Origin of the sequence: Lentzea sp. NBRC 102530 (genome assembly GCF_030269365.1) — a bacterium.
Classification (GTDB): Bacteria; Actinomycetota; Actinomycetes; order Mycobacteriales; family Pseudonocardiaceae; genus Lentzea.
This window is the reverse complement of sequence record NZ_BSTF01000006.1, coordinates 198,406-213,124: the sequence shown is the minus strand read 5'-3', so window position 1 is coordinate 213,124 and position 14,719 is coordinate 198,406. Positions and strand designations below refer to the sequence as shown.

At 72.7% G+C, this 14,719-nt stretch carries 16 protein-coding genes; 9 read left to right on the top strand and 7 right to left on the bottom strand.

The annotated features are described in order from the left end of the window. Positions 1 to 24 precede the first annotated feature (24 nt). The 4 genes from QSK25_RS18105 to QSK25_RS18090 all read left to right on the top strand — a co-directional run bounded on the left by QSK25_RS18105 (position 25) and on the right by QSK25_RS18090 (position 3,562). A complete protein-coding gene (locus QSK25_RS18105; RefSeq protein ID WP_285639684.1) occupies positions 25 to 273 on the top strand; it encodes a DUF2188 domain-containing protein in 249 nt (82 codons plus the stop codon). 310 nt (positions 274 to 583) lie between these two features. Continuing rightward, positions 584 to 1,285 carry a GAF and ANTAR domain-containing protein gene (locus QSK25_RS18100; protein WP_089927583.1) on the top strand — a complete coding sequence of 234 codons (702 nt, stop codon included), beginning with the start codon at positions 584 to 586 and terminating at the stop codon, positions 1,283 to 1,285. A 72-nt stretch (positions 1,286 to 1,357) separates the two neighbouring features. Then, positions 1,358 to 2,119: a GAF and ANTAR domain-containing protein gene (locus QSK25_RS18095; protein ID WP_090052809.1), complete on the top strand. Its 762-nt coding sequence runs from the start codon at positions 1,358 to 1,360 to the stop codon at positions 2,117 to 2,119. Between the two features lie 171 nt (positions 2,120 to 2,290). Beyond that, the gene (locus QSK25_RS18090; protein WP_285639682.1) at positions 2,291 to 3,562 is read left to right on the top strand and encodes a glycosyltransferase; all 1,272 of its coding nucleotides are present in this window, start codon (positions 2,291 to 2,293) and stop codon (positions 3,560 to 3,562) included. On the opposite strand, the gene QSK25_RS18085 is transcribed toward QSK25_RS18090, so the two are convergent. The 4 genes from QSK25_RS18085 to QSK25_RS18070 are packed head-to-tail and all read right to left on the bottom strand — an operon-like array spanning position 3,548 to position 7,299. Further along, the gene (locus QSK25_RS18085) at positions 3,548 to 4,699 is read right to left on the bottom strand and encodes a geranylgeranyl reductase family protein (protein ID WP_285639681.1); all 1,152 of its coding nucleotides are present in this window, start codon (positions 4,697 to 4,699) and stop codon (positions 3,548 to 3,550) included. The two genes, QSK25_RS18090 and QSK25_RS18085, sit on opposite strands and share 15 nt — an antisense overlap. Next, a complete protein-coding gene (locus tag QSK25_RS18080) occupies positions 4,699 to 5,733 on the bottom strand; it encodes an NAD(P)/FAD-dependent oxidoreductase (RefSeq protein WP_285639680.1) in 1,035 nt (344 codons plus the stop codon). Before QSK25_RS18080 ends, QSK25_RS18085 begins: the two co-directional genes overlap by 1 nt. Beyond that, the gene (locus tag QSK25_RS18075) at positions 5,726 to 6,244 is read right to left on the bottom strand and encodes an isoprenylcysteine carboxyl methyltransferase family protein (RefSeq protein WP_285639678.1); all 519 of its coding nucleotides are present in this window, start codon (positions 6,242 to 6,244) and stop codon (positions 5,726 to 5,728) included. The genes QSK25_RS18080 and QSK25_RS18075 overlap by 8 nt, the downstream gene beginning before the upstream one ends. Then, a complete protein-coding gene (locus QSK25_RS18070) occupies positions 6,241 to 7,299 on the bottom strand; it encodes a type III polyketide synthase (protein WP_090052817.1) in 1,059 nt (352 codons plus the stop codon). The genes QSK25_RS18075 and QSK25_RS18070 overlap by 4 nt, the downstream gene beginning before the upstream one ends. Before the next feature lie 36 nt (positions 7,300 to 7,335). Between QSK25_RS18070 and QSK25_RS18065 the strand changes: the two genes are divergently transcribed. Further along, entirely contained in the window at positions 7,336 to 7,716 is a 381-nt protein-coding gene (locus QSK25_RS18065) for a hypothetical protein (protein ID WP_285639677.1), read from the top strand. Between the two features lie 3 nt (positions 7,717 to 7,719). Here the strand turns inward: QSK25_RS18065 and tal are convergent, their stop codons facing one another. Beyond that, a complete protein-coding gene (tal, locus tag QSK25_RS18060; protein WP_090052823.1) occupies positions 7,720 to 8,862 on the bottom strand; it encodes a transaldolase in 1,143 nt (380 codons plus the stop codon). Positions 8,863 to 8,871: 9 nt separating this feature from the next. Between tal and QSK25_RS18055 the strand changes: the two genes are divergently transcribed. Then, on the top strand, positions 8,872 to 9,087 hold the full coding sequence (locus QSK25_RS18055) for a hypothetical protein (RefSeq protein WP_143036029.1): 216 nt from the start codon (positions 8,872 to 8,874) through the stop codon (positions 9,085 to 9,087). A gap of 177 nt (positions 9,088 to 9,264) precedes the next feature. Here QSK25_RS18055 and QSK25_RS18050 read toward each other — a convergent pair whose 3' ends face one another. Then, positions 9,265 to 9,837 (bottom strand): GNAT family N-acetyltransferase, encoded by a 573-nt coding sequence (locus QSK25_RS18050; RefSeq protein WP_090052826.1) that lies wholly within the window; start codon positions 9,835 to 9,837, stop codon positions 9,265 to 9,267. Beyond that, a complete protein-coding gene (locus QSK25_RS18045; RefSeq protein ID WP_285639676.1) occupies positions 9,834 to 9,998 on the bottom strand; it encodes an RGCVC family protein in 165 nt (54 codons plus the stop codon). Before QSK25_RS18045 ends, QSK25_RS18050 begins: the two co-directional genes overlap by 4 nt. A gap of 190 nt (positions 9,999 to 10,188) precedes the next feature. Between QSK25_RS18045 and QSK25_RS18040 the strand changes: the two genes are divergently transcribed. The 3 genes from QSK25_RS18040 (at position 10,189) to QSK25_RS18030 (ending at position 14,566) form a co-directional block, all read left to right on the top strand. Continuing rightward, on the top strand, positions 10,189 to 11,481 hold the full coding sequence (locus QSK25_RS18040; protein ID WP_285639674.1) for a cation:proton antiporter: 1,293 nt from the start codon (positions 10,189 to 10,191) through the stop codon (positions 11,479 to 11,481). Positions 11,482 to 11,611: 130 nt separating this feature from the next. Next, complete coding sequence (locus QSK25_RS18035; protein ID WP_285639673.1) at positions 11,612 to 11,890, top strand: hypothetical protein; 279 nt, start codon at positions 11,612 to 11,614, stop codon at positions 11,888 to 11,890. 12 nt (positions 11,891 to 11,902) lie between these two features. Beyond that, complete coding sequence (locus tag QSK25_RS18030) at positions 11,903 to 14,566, top strand: SpoIIE family protein phosphatase (protein WP_285639672.1); 2,664 nt, start codon at positions 11,903 to 11,905, stop codon at positions 14,564 to 14,566. The last annotated feature ends 153 nt before the right edge of the window (positions 14,567 to 14,719 follow it).

Sequence of the window (14,719 nt, the reverse complement as noted above, 5' to 3'; positions counted from 1 at the left end):
GGACGACCCGACAGGAGTGAGCCCATGCGAGGCGACATCGAGACCTACTTCGAGGACGGCCGGTGGAAGAACCGGGTGGAGGGCAACGACCAGGCCTCCAGCACGCACCTCACCAAGGAGGAGGCTAGCGCCGACGGCCGTGAGATGGCGATCGTGCACGCGGTGGACCACATCACGCGCAACCGGGACGGCACGATCAGCGAGCACGACGTCTACCCGCGCGGCCGCGACCCGCACACCGGTGGCGGGGTCACCCGCGCGCACCGCCGGTGAACCGACGCGAACCGCACCGGTTCGCGTCCGCCACCGCGGGTTCCCCGGCGGGCGGCGCCGGGCAGGACTCAGCCGCCACGTGCGCTGAAACCCGTTGTGAGCGGGGCGTACCGCCTGCCACGAAGCCACGCGGTACGCTGGGTGTGTTGATCCTGATGCGGTCACGCAAGGCGTGGGCCTAGACCTCGCTACGTCCAGGAGCGACTGGAACCAGTCGACGTGGTGGAGGAAACCGTGCCAGTCATGGACCAGTGGTCGCTGTTCGGCGGTGTGACCAGAGGTGCGCGAACCTGACAGTCGTCGCCGATCGGTGATCGAAGCGCGCGCCACGGTGATCGCGGCGCTGCGCGACAGCAACAGCGAGCTCGACGTCCTGGCTCGCGTGATCCGCGCGTGCGTGGGCCTGCTGCCGGTGGACGGCGCCTCGATCTCGGTGCTGAGTGGCCCGCAGGAGCGGGAGACGTTGTACGCCAGCGACGTGATCGCGATGAAGATCGAGAACGTCCAGTTCGACCTGGGCGAGGGTCCGTGCTTCGAGGCGTTCGCGACCCGCCGGCCCGTGCTGGTTCCCGACCTGTCGCAGGCGTCGGTCCTCGCGTGGCCCGTGTTCGCGGCGGCGATCGCCGCGCTGCCCATCGGCGCGATCTTCGCGTTCCCGTTGCAGGCGGGCGCGATCGGCATCGGCGCGATCGACCTCTACCGAAGCCGGCCCGGCTGGTTGTCGGCGGACGAGCTCGCCGTCGCGCTGGAGGTGGTCGACGTGGTGACCGCGGTGCTGCTCGGCGTGCTCTTGGGCGAGTTCGACGGCGCCGACGGCCTGCGGGGTGTGCTTTCGCCCGGCCGCGAACAGGTGCACCAGGCGACCGGCATGGTGCTCGCCGCGCTCGGCATCTCCGCGGAGGAGGCGCTGTCCCGGTTGCGCGGCTACGCCTTCGCGATGGGCAGACCTCTCGACGAGGTCGCCAAGGACATCGTGAACCGCGAGCTGTCCCCGCTGGAGCTCCGCGCATGACCGCCTGCGAGACCTCGACGGCGGCCCCGTACTGGCAGCACTACCGTCGGACGAAGAAGACAGGAGCTGGTGATGAGCGGTAGCGCACCGTCCAGGACCGAGCGGGAGTCGCGGTTGCTCCACGCGTTGGTCGAGCTGGCGGACACGCTGGTCGACGACTACGACGTGGTGGACGTGCTGCACCGGCTGGTCGAACACTGCGTCCAGTTGCTGGACGCGACGGTGGCCGGGTTGATGCTGTCCGACCAGCGCGGCGGCCTGCGGGTGGTGGCCTACTCGTCGGCCCAGACGCGCACGCTCGAGCTGTTCCAGGTCCAGGCGAGCGAGGGCCCGTGCTACGACTGCGCGCACAGCGGCGAGGCGGTGCTCGTCGCGGACCTGTCGAAGGAGGTCCAGCGCTGGCCGCGGTTCGCGCCGCTCGCCCTCGCGGGGGGTTTCGCCTCGGTGCACGCCGTACCGATGAGGCTGCGGCGCGAGACCATCGGCACGCTGAACCTGTTCCGCCACGAGACCGGGTTGCTCAGCGACGAGGACCTGCTGGTCGTGCGCACCCTCGCGGACACAGCGACGATCGGGATCCTGCAGGAACGCGCCATCCGGCGCGGCGAGGTGGTCACCGAGCAGCTGCAGACGGCGCTGAACAGCCGGGTCGTCATCGAACAGGCCAAGGGTGTGCTCGCGTTCGCCGGGAACCTCGACATGGAGCAGGCGTTCCACACGCTGCGCGGCTACGCCCGCAACGGTGGTCGCCGGCTGGCCGATGTGGCCAGAGAGGTCGTTCTCGGCGAACTGCGCCCCGAGGTCGTCCTCTCACCACGTCCCACCGATCTGTGACCGGACCGGTCCCGCGGCATCGTCCGCCGGGACCGGGATCTCGGCTCGGCTCAACGGGTGCTCGGCGTTCCAGAGTGCCGGACGGCCGCCATGTGGGTAACCTGAACGAGCTGGCAGACGCAGCAACCGCCCGGACCCGCGGTCTCATCACCTCGTCGTGAGGAGAACACCGTGGGCGTCCGTGTCGAGCCGATCTCGTTCACGCGCAAGAACATCGCGCTTGTCTCCGCGCACTCCAGCCCGCTGGCCGACCCCGGATCGTCCGGCGCCGGCAGCCAGGGTCTCCACGTCGCGGGACTCGCGGCCGCGCTGGCCGCGCTCGGCCACCGGGTCGTCGTCTACACGCGGCGCGACCATCCCCACGTTCCGCAGCTCGTGCACAGCCCGCGCGGCTACGAGGTCGTGCACGTGCCGGCCGGGCCCCCGGTGGAGCTCGGCGCGGACGAAGTCCTGGCCCACGCGGGAGATCTCGTCGAGTTCCTCGAGCTGGCCTGGAAGGCGCGGCGCCCTGACGTCGTGCACGCCCACGGCTGGCTGTCCGGGATCGCCGCCGTGCTGAGCGCCAGGAACAGCCTGGTGCCGGTCGTGCAGACCTACCACTCGCTGGGCACGGCACGGCCTCAGGACCACCGTGCGGCCGAGGCGGACTCGACCAAACGCGTCGCGGTGGAACGGCTCATCGGTCACGAGGTCACCCTGGTCGTCGCGACCAGCTCCGCGGAAGCGCGCGCCGTCCTCGGCATGGGCGTGGACCGGTCGAAACTGGCGGTGGTGCCGAAGGGCGTCGATCTCGACCTCTTCGCACCGGGACCTTCAGCCGTCGACCGGATCCGGCCGCGCAGGATCGTGTCGGCGGGAAGACTGCTGCCGCGCAAGGGGTTCGACGACCTGATCGGCGCTCTGTCCACAATGGAGGGAGTGGAACTGGTGATCGCCGGCAGCGGTGCGCAGGGCGACGTCCACGGTGACCAGGAGACCAGGAGACTGCTGGCGCTGGCCCGTTCGGCCGGGGTCGGCGACCGCGTCGTGTTCGCGGGCCAGGTGCCCTACGCCGAGCTGCCCGCGCTGCTGCGGTCCGCCGACGTGGTGGCGTGCACGCCGCGGGAGTGGTCGTCCGGCGGTGTGGCGCTGGAAGCGATGGCCTGCGGCACGCCCGTCCTCGCCACCGCGGTCGGCGGTCTGGTCGACCTCGTTGTGGACGGGTTGAGCGGAGTGCTGGTCCCGCGGGCGAAACCGGATGCCATGGCCAAGTCGTTGCGCGCGCTGCTCGCCGACGGCACGTACCGGGAACTGCTCAGCGTCGCGGGACGAGACCGGGCGCTCGCGCGGTACTCCTGGCACCGCGTCGCGTCCGACCTGGTGCGCGTCTACGCCGCGGCGGTGACCAGCCGCGGGATCGCGCCGCGGCACGTCCGCGCGCGGGCGACGTCAACGCCGAGGTGAGCGCGGCGGTCTCCCGGCCGCTGCCCTGAGCATCGCCACCACGAGGCCAGGGCTGATCGTGCCCGCTCCCAGGCCGATCTCGACGAGCTCGTCGAAGGCGTGCCGGTCGTCACGTGCCGCGGCCGTGGCCAGGTCCACGAGGGCGGGCGCGCGGGTAAGCAAGGCGAGGGCATCGGTGTGCCGCAGGTGTCTGCCGAGCAGACGGCGCAACGACAGCCGGTAGTGCCCGGCGGGATCCGCTGTCGTCGCGGCCGCACCGGCGAGGGCTCCGGACAGGACGGCGTAGTAGATCCGCTCGCCCGTGAGCGGGTTGATCAGCGAGGCCGCGTCCCCGGCCAGCAGCACGCGACCGCGGCCGACGCCCGGCCTGCCCGGCGACAACGGCAGCCGGTGGCCGCGCAGCGCCAGCGGAGGGCAGCCGGGCAGCAACGCGTGCAGGCATTCCGTCAGATGCGCTCGCGTCGGCGGACCGGTGCGCATGAGCTCGCCGTAGCCGACGTTCGCGGTGCCGTCACCGACGGGGAAGACCCAGGCGTACGCGGGCCAGTGCGCGGTGGCCATCACGAGCCGCTGCTCCTGCTCCGGCCACGGGTCCGCGCTCGTGTACCCGCGCAGTGCGATGGCGGTGGTGCCCGGTCTGGCGGTCCTGGCTCCGCTTCGCCGTCGTACGACCGACTCCGCGCCGTCCGCGCCGATGACCGTGCGGGCGTGGAACCGCCCGTAGACCTCGACGCCGTCCGCCACCGCGACGAGCGAGCGCACCCGGTGCCGGCGCAGCCGCGCACCCGCCTCCTGGGCAGCCGCGACGAGTCGCGCGTCGAGCAGCGCGCGGGGGACGACCGAGGTGGGGCGCGCGAACCCCCTGGCGGCCGTCACGCCGCTCGGCGCGGTCAGCCGCAGGCCGAGGACGGGGGCCGTGCCGGCGGTGAGAGCGCCGACGTCCACGCCGAGCCCGCCCAGGACGTCCAGCGCGTGCGGTGCGACCCCGTCGCCGCAGACCTTGTCGCGCGGGAACTCCGCGGCGTCCAGCAGCAGCACGCGGGCGTCCGGGTCGGCGCGCAACGCCGCCAGGGCGGCCGTGGAGCCCGCGGGCCCGGCGCCGACGACGACCAGGTCCCACCGGTCGCGCGCGGCCATCAGCGAGCCAGCTGGTCGACCGCGGCGGCGAACAGCCACGGCGCGCGCACCGCGGCGGGAACGATCCGGCGCCCGAGCACCGGCCGGTTCCTGGTCCACAGCAGGGACTCCGTCAGCCAGCGGGAACGGCGCGACGCGCGCGCCCAGGCGCGGTCGTAGTCCGCCGGGCGCCCGGCCCGCAGGCAGCGGACGAGCTCGGCCCCGGTCGTCAGCGCCAGGGCGAGCCCCTCGCCGGTCAGCGCGTCGACGTAGCCCGCCGCATCGCCCGCCAGCAGCACGCGTCCGGCGACCCGGCCGGTGGTCCGCTGCCGCAACGGCCCTGCTCCGCGCACGGTCGAGACCGGTGCCGCACCGGCCAGCCGCTCCGCCAGCTCGGGGAAAGCGGCGAGCTGCTCGGTGAAGCCGCCCCGGACCGGCGACAGGATCGCGACGCCGACGGTGTCCGGTGCCACGGGTGTCACGTAGGCCTCCGACCGGGGCGCCCACGTCACCTCCACCCCATCGCTCCAGGGCTCCAGGGCGAAGTGGCGCCGCAGTCCCCAGCGCGGCGAGGAGGTCCTGCCCGGCGAGCGCAGGCCGACGAGAGCGCGGATCGGCGAGTGCAGGCCGTCCGCGGCGACGAGGTAGCGCGCCCGCAACGCCCCGGCCCGCACGTGGTCGTCGTGCTGGAGGACGTCGGTGACCGGCGTGTCCAGCACAGGTATCCCGGCACGGCGGACTGCCTCGCCGAGCGCGTCGTGCAGCCGGACGCGGCGGACTCCCCGTCCGGCGCCACAGCGGAACGGCGCGTGCGCCGTCAGACGTCCCTGCCGGTAGGTGATGCCGTCGATCGGGTGGCCGGGCGGGTCCACCCCGAGCGCGGCCAGTGCGTGCACGGCACCGGGCATCAGCCCTTCCCCGCAGGCCTTGTCGAGCACCCCTGGCCTCCTCTCGCAGACCAGCACGTCCATGCCGGCCTGGGCACAGCCCAGCGCGACGGCGAGCCCCGCCGGGCCTCCGCCGGCCACCAGGACGTCGTGCATCCGGTCAGACACGGGCCGACCGCAGCGCGTCGTTCTCCGCGCGGACGCGGACCGCCAGCAGACCCGCGTTCAGCACGGTGAAGACCGACGCGGTCAGCCACGCGCCGTGCACCAAGGGCAGTGCGAAGCCCTCGACCACGACCGCGACGTAGTTCGGGTGCGGGAGCAGGCGGTACGGACCGCCGGTCACGAGCGGAAGTCCCGGCACGACGACGATCCGGGTGTTCCACTGACGTCCGAGCGTCCGGACGCACCACCACCGCAGGACCTGGGACAGTACGACGAGCGCGAACATCGGCCAGCCCAGTGCGGGCACGAAGGCGCGGCCGGACAGCCAGACCTCGGCCAGGCACCCGGCCAGCAGGCCGGTGTGCAGCACGACCATGAACGGGTAGTGCGCGAACCCCGACTCCCGCCCGCCGCGGGCGAGGCTCCACGCCAGGTTCCTCCTCGCGACGACCAGCTCGGCCAGCCGCTCGGCCGCGACGAGGCCGACCAGCACCGAGTACCACGCCTGGCTCACCACCTCAGCAGCACCAGCTCGGCGCAGAAGCCCGGCCCCATGGCCATCACCACGCCCCAGTCGCCCGGGGCGGCGGGCCGGGCCGTGAGCGTGTCCGCGAAGACGTGCAGCACGGACGCCGAGGACAGATTCCCTATCTCGTGCAGCGACCGCCAGGTCATCGCGAGGTCCTGCTCGTCGAGGCCGAGCACCGACTGGATGGCCTCGATGACCTTCGGCCCGCCGGGGTGGCAGATCCAGCGCGCGATGTCGCCGATCTCCAGACCGTGTGGTGCCAGCAGGTTCTTGACGTCGTCGGCGAGGTGCTCGCGCACCAGCTCGGGGACCTCGGCGCCCAGCACGATCTTCAGTCCGGTGCTGCCGACGTCCCACCCCATCGCGCGTTCGGAGTCCGCGTACAGGTGGCTCAGCGAGTCCACGACCTGGGGACCGGCCGTGGCGCCGATGTGCTCGGAGCCGACCGCGACGACGGCCGCGGCGCCGTCGCCGAAGAGGCCCGAGGCGATCATGTTGGCAGCGCTGGGATCCTGCCGTTGCACGGTCAGCGAGCACAGCTCGACCGACACGAGCATCGCGACCGAGCCCGGCCAGCCGCGCAGGAAGTCGTGCAGCCGCGCGACTCCCGCCGCGCCTGCCAGACAGCCGAGGCCGATGATCGGGATCCGCTTCACGTCCGGGCGCAGGCCGATCCGCGCCGCGATCCGGGCGTCGAGGGAGGGCACCGCGATCCCGGTGACGGTCGTCGACACGATGAGGTCCACATCGGACGGTCGCAGTCCCGCGTCCGCGAGCGCCGCCAGTGCGGCCTCACAGCCGAGATCGACCGCGACGGAGAGGAAAGCGTCGTTGGCCGCGGTGAAACCGTCGAGCTCGTCGTACCGCTCGATGGCCAGTGCGAGGTGCCGCGACCCGACGCGGGCGCTGCTGTGGAAGCGCGAGACCACCGCGCGGGAAGCGGAGTCCGGCAAACATAATCGGGCGAACAGGTTTGTCAGCCTTGCCTGGGGGTAGCGGTGCGGCGGAAGAACTCCGTGCACCGCCGAAATTGTCGTCACCCCTGTCACGGTACGGCTTCCGCCTACACTCGGCAGATGAGCGGCACAGCGATCCACCGCCGGAAGTCGTTGCGACTACTGCAAGGTCTCGCACGCGCGTGTCATCCCCTGCCCGCTCTCGCCGTCACGGTGGTGGCGGTCCTGCTCGGGCTGGGCGCCGGGATCGACGGCCCGCGCGCCACGCTGCTCGGTGCCGCGGTGCTCACGGGCCAGCTGTCGATCGGCTGGTCCAACGACTGGATCGACGCCGCCCGCGATCACGCCGCCGGGCGCGCGGACAAACCCGCTGCCGCAGGAGAGGTTCCGGTGTCCGCGGTCGCGGCCGCCGCGGTCGCGGCGGCGCTGGCGACGGTCGTGTCGTCGTTGTCGCTGGGCTGGTTCGCCGGTGTCGTGCTGCTGCTCACCGTGAGCACCTGACGGCTATCTTCCGTGAGGCGCGGGAGCGGCCAGGTCGCGGCTGAGCTCGCCGCGGACGGTCTCCACGAGCTCGTCCCAGCTGTCGACGAACTTGCGGACACCCTGGCGTTCCAACTCGTCGGTGACCTCGCGGTAGTCGATTCCGAGCAGCGCGATCTCGCTGAGCACGTCCTGGGCCGGACCGTAGACCTCTTCGAGCACGACGGGGGTCACGGTGCCGTGGTCGGCGAACGCCTCGAGCGTCGGTCCCGGCATGGTGTTGACGGTGCCCGGGATGGCCAGCTCGGACACGTACATCGTGTCCGGGTAGGCGGGGTTCTTCACCCCGGTGGAGGCCCACAGCGGTCGTTGCGGCCGCGCTCCCGACGCGGCCAGGTCGCGCCAGCGTCGCGTGGCCAGGCTCGTCACGTGGACCTCGTGGGCGAGACGGGCGTTGGCGATCGCCGCCCTGCCCTTGGCCGCGAGCGCGCGGTCAGTGCCGATGGCGTCGAGACGCGCGTCGATCTCGGTGTCCACACGGGACACGAAGAACGAGGCGACCGAGTGGATTCCGGCCAGGTCGAGCCCGTTGAGCCGAGCCGTCTCCAGGCCGGTGAGGTAGGCGTCGACCACCTCCCGGTACCGGTCGAGGGAGAAGATGAGCGTGACGTTGACGCTGATGCCCTCGCCGATGACCGCGGTGATCGCGTCGAGCCCCGCCGTGGTGGCCGGGATCTTGATGAGCAGGTTCGGCTCGTCGACGGCCGACCAGAGCAGACGGGCGCGGTCGATGGTCGCCTGGGTGTCGTGGGCGAGGCCGGGGTCGACCTCCAGCGACACCCTGCCGTCGACGCCGTCCGTGCGGTCGTACGCCGGTCGCAGGACGTGGCAGGCCTCCCGCACGTCGTCGGTGGTGATGGCGAAGACCATGTCCTCGATGCTCGCCTCCACCTCCGCGAGCCGTCTGAGCTGCCGCGTGTAGCGCTCTCCCCGTTCCAGCGCGGACGCGAAGATGGTCGGGTTGGTGGTGATGCCGACGACGCCGCGGTCCGCGATCAGCGCCTGCAGCCTGCCTCCGGACAACAGCTCGCGGGACAGGTCGTCGAGCCAGATCGACACGCCTGCGGCGGCGAGTTCGGTGAGCGGGTGGTCGTGGCCCGTGGCCATGGTGCCTCCGTGGTCGGAAATCCTCGTGGTTCAGGCAGGACGGTCGCCGGTGCCGCCGGTGGTGGGCGCGGAGCCGCGCTGCACACCTCCCGGACGGACCGGCGCGACCGCGTCGCGCAGGCAGTCGTGCGCGGCCTCGGCGACAGCGGTGACGCCGAACTCCTCGTGGACGCGGCCTCGACGGTCACGCGGGCCCGCAAGCCCGGCGGGAGCGCTTCGTCCTAATAGGACAGTTCCAGTGCGGCGAACCACGCGCGGCAGGGAATCGAGACCACGCGGGTCCGGGCGGCTGTCGATGCTTCTCCCCGCGAATAGCCGGAATCCCGGCGGCCAAACGCGCAGGAGACGGCTCGGCCCCGCCGAGGTGCCGTCACGGCGGGGCCGAGGAGCAGGAGGTGCGGGTCAGTCGTCGCCGGGCGGGCGCAGCGACGGGGGCGCCGCCGGGTCGAGATCGGCCTGGCGGAGGCGGAACACCTGCAGTTCGACGCCGAAGTACTTCGTCGTCTCCCCCACCCAGTGCATGCCGTTGTTCCGCACGGTGGTGGCGGCGCGGGTGTTGCCCGGCCGCACGACGGCGAAGACCTCGTTCACGTCGTGGCGGAACGCCCACTCGGCGAGCGCGTGGGTCGCCTCGGTCGCGTAGCCGTTGCCCCACGCGTCGGGGCGGAGGTGCCAGCCGACCTCGAGGTCCTCCTCGCCCGGCGGCAGCGGAAGCAGGACCGCGCCGCCGATCAACTGACCGTCGGCGGTGCGTTCGACCGCCCACCGGCCGGCCGCGGACGGCAGGCGGGCGTTCTCGGCGGCCCACTGCTGCAACAGCAACCGCATCGCCGCCTTGTCCGGGACGCGGTCCATCTCCGGGCTGAGCCAGCGGGTCACCTCCGCGTGCCCGTAGATCTCCAGAGCGGCCGGCGCGTCGTCGACCTGCCACGGGCGCAGCGTCAACCGCGCGGTGGTGAGGGTTTTCGCGGTCATGGGCAGATGCAGCCGCGGGGCAGCGCGGACACCGTGGTGGCGGTGCAGTACCGCACACCGAGCGCGTCGTGCTCGGCCCAGGGGTGGGGACAGACGGCGCAGCTGCCGGTCGTGTCGGGCTGGTCGTCGACGTCGATGATCAGGGGTGTGGACATGGGCATGCGGAACTCCGATGAGCATGGGCGGGAACGGGGTGATGCCGGGCTGTGTGGTGCGCCCAAGGCGGCATCAGCTCGACCGCTGCTGCGCGACATGCCCTCGGTGACTCCACCCTACCTGGCCCCGCGCCACCCGTTTGCCCGCGGCGGCACCGGGTAACTGGGGCCTCCCAGCCCGAACGGACGGTGCACGGTGGACCCGAGCCCTCTGCTCTACACCGGTGCCGGACTCGCGACGCTCGCCGCGGCGACGCTGCCGCGCCTGCTCGACCGCGCACCGGTCTCCCTGCCGATGCTCTTCCTGGGAGCAGGTGCCCTCACCTTCGCGGTCGTCGACCCGCTGCCCGACCCGGACCCCCTCCGCCACAGCACGGTGCTGCTGCACCTCACCGAGATCTGCGTGATCATCTCGCTGATGGGTGCGGGGCTGGCGCTCAACAGGGTGGTCGGACTGCGCCGCTGGGCGAACACGTGGCGGTTGCTGGCCGTCACGATGCCCCTGTCGATGTTCTCCGTGGGGCTGCTGGGCTGGGGCGCTCTCGGCCTCGGCGCCGGGGCCGCGCTCCTGCTCGCCGCGGCGCTCGCCCCCACCGATCCGGTGCTGGCGAGCGAGGTGCAGGCGGCCGAACCGACGGAGAACCCGGACGAGACCGACGACGAGGCGAGGTTCGCGCTCACCTCGGAGGCCGGTCTCAACGACGGCTTGGCCTTCCCGTTCACCTACGCCGCGATCGCGATCAGCGTCGCCGGGGTGGCACCTTCGCTGTGGCTGCCGCACTGGCTCGCCGTGGACGTGCTGTGGCGGCTGGCCTGCGGCCTCGTCGTCGGCGTGCTGATCGGCTGGTTGCTGGGCAAGCTGTTCTTCTCCTCGTCGTGGCGCACCTTCCGCCTCGCCGAGCACGCGGAGGGCTTCGTCGCCATCGCCGCCACCTTCCTCGCCTACGGTCTCGCCGAACTCGCCGAGGGCTACGGGTTCATCGCGGTGTTCGTGTGCGCGTGCTCCATCAGGTCCGCCGAGCGGCACCACGGCTACCACCAGGTGTTGCACCGCTACGTGGAACAGGCCGAGCGGATGCTGACCGTCGTGATCGTCTTCCTGCTGGGCGGAGCCGCCGTCTCCGGGCTGCTCGCCGGCACCGGTGTGCGCGAGGTCGCGGTCGCCGCGGTCGTCCTGCTGCTGGTGCGGCCGCTGGCGGGCTGGGCGGGTCTGGCCGGTGGCAGGACCGGGCCCCGGGAACGCGCCGTCATCGCGTTCTTCGGCGTCCGCGGGGTCGGCTCGCTGTTCTACGTCACCTACGCCCTCCAGGAAGGTGTCTTCGCCGAGCAGGCCGCGTTGTGGCGGATCGTCGGACTCGTCGTCATCGGGTCGATCCTGCTGCACGGCCTGACCGCGACACCGGCCATGTGGTGGCTCGACCGCGAGCGGCGGCGGAAGGCGATCGAGAACAACGGCGACGCGGGCGAGGCCTCCCGCACGCGCGTGTGAACGCTACCCCCGATCGAACACGAGAAACTCCTTGCACCGCAATAACTTCCCTTGCTCCCAAGCAGTTTGCACCCTCTGGGCGCGGGGTAGCTCGCACTGCGAACACCAGCCGAGAAGCCGAGGAGAAGTCGTGCGCCACGAAGCTGACGACGTGGTGTGCCAGGCGAGGAACGCCGGCAACGCGGAGCGAGCGGTGGAGACGGTGCGGGACGCGCCCCGCCTAGCGGTGCGGCAGGCGCGGGAAAGCCCGATCGCGGCGGGACTCATCGCGTTCGGGTGTGGCCCGCTGGTCGCCTCACCGCTGCCGCGCTCGCAGGCGGAGCAGCCGATCGTGGCATCGCGCGAGCGATGTCGTCGCACCCTGACCCGTACACCGCCGGGCCGGTTCGCCCCCGGTTCTCCCTCATGACAGGTTGGACAGATGAGCGCCACCGAAAGCGTCACGAAGACACAGGGACTGCGCTCGTTCGTCGACAACCTGCCGGTGGTCCTGTGGGAGGCGGACGCCGTGACGCGCCGGCTCACGTTCCTCTCCCGGCACGTCGAGCAGCTGCTCGGTCATCCGGTGCGCCGGTGGCTCGACGACCCCGCGCTCTGGACGTCCGCGATCCTGCCCGGCGACCGGGCCAGGGTCGAGGCTCAGCGCTGGAACCGGGCCGCCGAGGACGACGACTACGAGCTCTCCTACCGCGTGCGCGACGCCGGAGGAAAAATCCTCTGGCTGCAGGAGAAGGCGCACGTGCAGCGGGACGAGTCCGCGGTGGCCCGGCGGCTCCAGGGCGTGCTCGTCGACATCACCCCGCACCGGGCACCCGCCGAGCGCGAGAGGTTCCTCGCCGCGCTCGAGAAGGAGTCGCGCAAGCTCGAGGACCCCGACGGTCTGATGGAGCTGGCGACCCGGTTGCTCGGCCGGCACCTCGACGTCGACCGCTGCGCGTACGCCAGGGCGGACGAGGACCACGTCGTCCTGAGCGGCGACCACGCCACCGGTCTGCCCCCGCTACCCGGCCGCTTCCCCATGCGGCACCTCGGTCCCGGAGCACTGCGGGCCTTGCGGGCCGGTGAGCCGTGGGTCGTCGCCGACCACGAGAACGACCCCCGCCTCGGCGAGGAGGATCTGACGGCACACGCCGGCACCGGTGTCCGTGCGGCGCTCTGCCTCCCCCTGCTGCGCGGCGGGCGGTTCGTCGCCGCGATGGCCGTGCACCACGCGACGCCGAGGCAGTGGACCCAGGACGAGGTCGACCTCGTCGCCGTCGTCACCGAACGGTGCTGGGAGTCGATGCGCCGGGCCCGGTCCGACCACGACCGGCGCGAGGGCGAGCTGCGCCTGCGCCGGCTGGTCGACCACGCCACCGACGCCGTCTGGCTGCTCGACCAGGAGCTGCGGTTCGTCGAGGTGAACCCGGCGGCCTGCGCACTGCTGGGCCGCCGCCGCGACGAGCTGGTCGGGACGGAGGTGATGGACCTCGTCGTGGACGGCGAGGAGCCGGTGGACCGGACGACCGCGGTGTGGATCCTGCGCCGTACCGACGGCGCTCTCGTCGCGCTGGAGCTCAGCACGCAGGCGACCCCGGACGGGACGCAGGCCATCGGGCGGGACGTGACCGAACGGCTGCGCGCCGAGGCCGAGCGGGAGTCGGCGCTGCGGCGGGAACGGGAGGCCGCCATCGCCCTGCAGCACAGCCTGCTGCCCCGGGAGTTACCGGTGCTGGACCGGCTCGCCGTGTCCGCCCGCCACCTGCCCGCCTCACCGCACGCGCCCGCGGGCGGCGACTGGTACGAGGTGCTCCCGATCAGCGGCACCGTGGTCGGCTTCTCGGTCGGCGACGTCGCGCACGAGGGTCCCGCGGCGGCCGCGGTGATGGCACAGCTGCGCAGCGCGCTGGCGGGCTACCTCGTCGACGGGCACTCGCCGGCGGCGGCGTTGGAGCGGCTCGACGCCTTCGCCACCAGGGTCGGCGGCTCCACCGGCAGCACGTGCGCCTGCGTCACGTTCGACTGGACCACCGGAAAGGTGCGCTGGTCCACCGCGGGTCACCCACCACCGCTGGTCACGGGTTCCGGCGGCACCCGGCTGCTCTCGGGGGGAGGCGCCGCCCTGGGCGCACCGCGCCGAGCGCCGTACGAGGAGCACACGACCGTCCTGTCACCGGGCACGTCGATCGTGTTCCACACCGACGGCCTGGTCGGAGGGCCGGGAGCGGTGCCCGACCGCCTGCTGGACCTGGTGCGGGAGGCGCGCGGACGGGATCCCGAGGAGCTGGCCGACTCGATCGTGGGCGACCTGCTCGCTCACGGCCAAGACGACGACGCGGTGCTCGTCGTCGCCCGCTACCTGCCACCACCGTTGCACCTGACCACCCCCGCCGAACCGGAGCAGCTGTCCGGGCTGCGCGCGGCGGTGTCCGAGTGGACGACCGTGTCGGGCCTGTCCGAGGACAGGTCCTACGACCTCTTGCTCGCCTACGGCGAAGCGGCCGCCAACGCGGTGGACCACGCCTACGAGCAGGCGCGCGGCACCTTCTCGACCCACCTCGCGCACACCGGCGGCTCCGTGCAGGTGACGGTGGAGGACAACGGTTCCTGGCGTCCGCCGGACGCGGAGCCGGGGCACCGCGGGCGCGGCCTGCGGATGATCCGGGCGCTCGCCGACGACGTCGAGCTGACCACCAGCGGCACCGGCACGACGATCCGGTTCCGCTTCGCCACCTCGCCGGCCGCGACGACGCCGATCGCGTCGCCGGCACCGGCGGTGCGGTCCGAGCTGGCCGAGCAGGAGTCGGACGGCGCCCACGTGCTCCGCATCACCGGTGACCTGGACGCCGGCACCGTGGAGGACCTCCGGGGGCGGGTGATGGCCCATGTCGACCGCCGCGACGACCGGCGGCCGGTCGACATCGACCTGACCGCGGTGGGATACCTCAGCAGTTCGGGGATCGCGTTGCTCCTCGAAGCCTCCTACCTGGCCCAGCGCACCGGCCGCGTGTTCCGCGTGACGTGCCTGAGCGGCAGTGCGCCTGACCGGATCCTGACGCTGTCGGGCCTCGGCGACGCGTTGGCGGTGCACAGGACGCTCGGCTGAGAGCGGCCTCCCGGGTCCGCGCCGGTCCGTCACCCCGTTGCGACCGGCGCGGACCCGTCATCGGCGTAGAGTGGGTGGTCCGAGGGGATCTCGCGCATCGGCGACCGAGCCAGGTGCCTCCTGCGGAGTGTCAGCGACCCCGCCCGGCTGGTC

Excerpts from the sequence above, each read along its gene's own strand:
- QSK25_RS18045 (WP_285639676.1), bottom strand. The coding sequence starts at position 9,998 with ATGCCCATGTCCACACCCCTGATCATCGACGTCGACGACCAGCCCGAC.
- tal (WP_090052823.1), bottom strand. The coding sequence starts at position 8,862 with ATGGCCACGGGCCACGACCACCCGCTCACCGAACTCGCCGCCGCAGGC.
- QSK25_RS18030 (WP_285639672.1), top strand. The coding sequence starts at position 11,903 with ATGAGCGCCACCGAAAGCGTCACGAAGACACAGGGACTGCGCTCGTTC.
- QSK25_RS18065 (WP_285639677.1), top strand. The coding sequence starts at position 7,336 with ATGAGCGGCACAGCGATCCACCGCCGGAAGTCGTTGCGACTACTGCAA.
- QSK25_RS18105 (WP_285639684.1), top strand. The coding sequence starts at position 25 with ATGCGAGGCGACATCGAGACCTACTTCGAGGACGGCCGGTGGAAGAAC.
- QSK25_RS18050 (WP_090052826.1), bottom strand. The coding sequence starts at position 9,837 with ATGACCGCGAAAACCCTCACCACCGCGCGGTTGACGCTGCGCCCGTGG.
- QSK25_RS18095 (WP_090052809.1), top strand. The coding sequence starts at position 1,358 with ATGAGCGGTAGCGCACCGTCCAGGACCGAGCGGGAGTCGCGGTTGCTC.
- QSK25_RS18085 (WP_285639681.1), bottom strand. The coding sequence starts at position 4,699 with ATGGCCGCGCGCGACCGGTGGGACCTGGTCGTCGTCGGCGCCGGGCCC.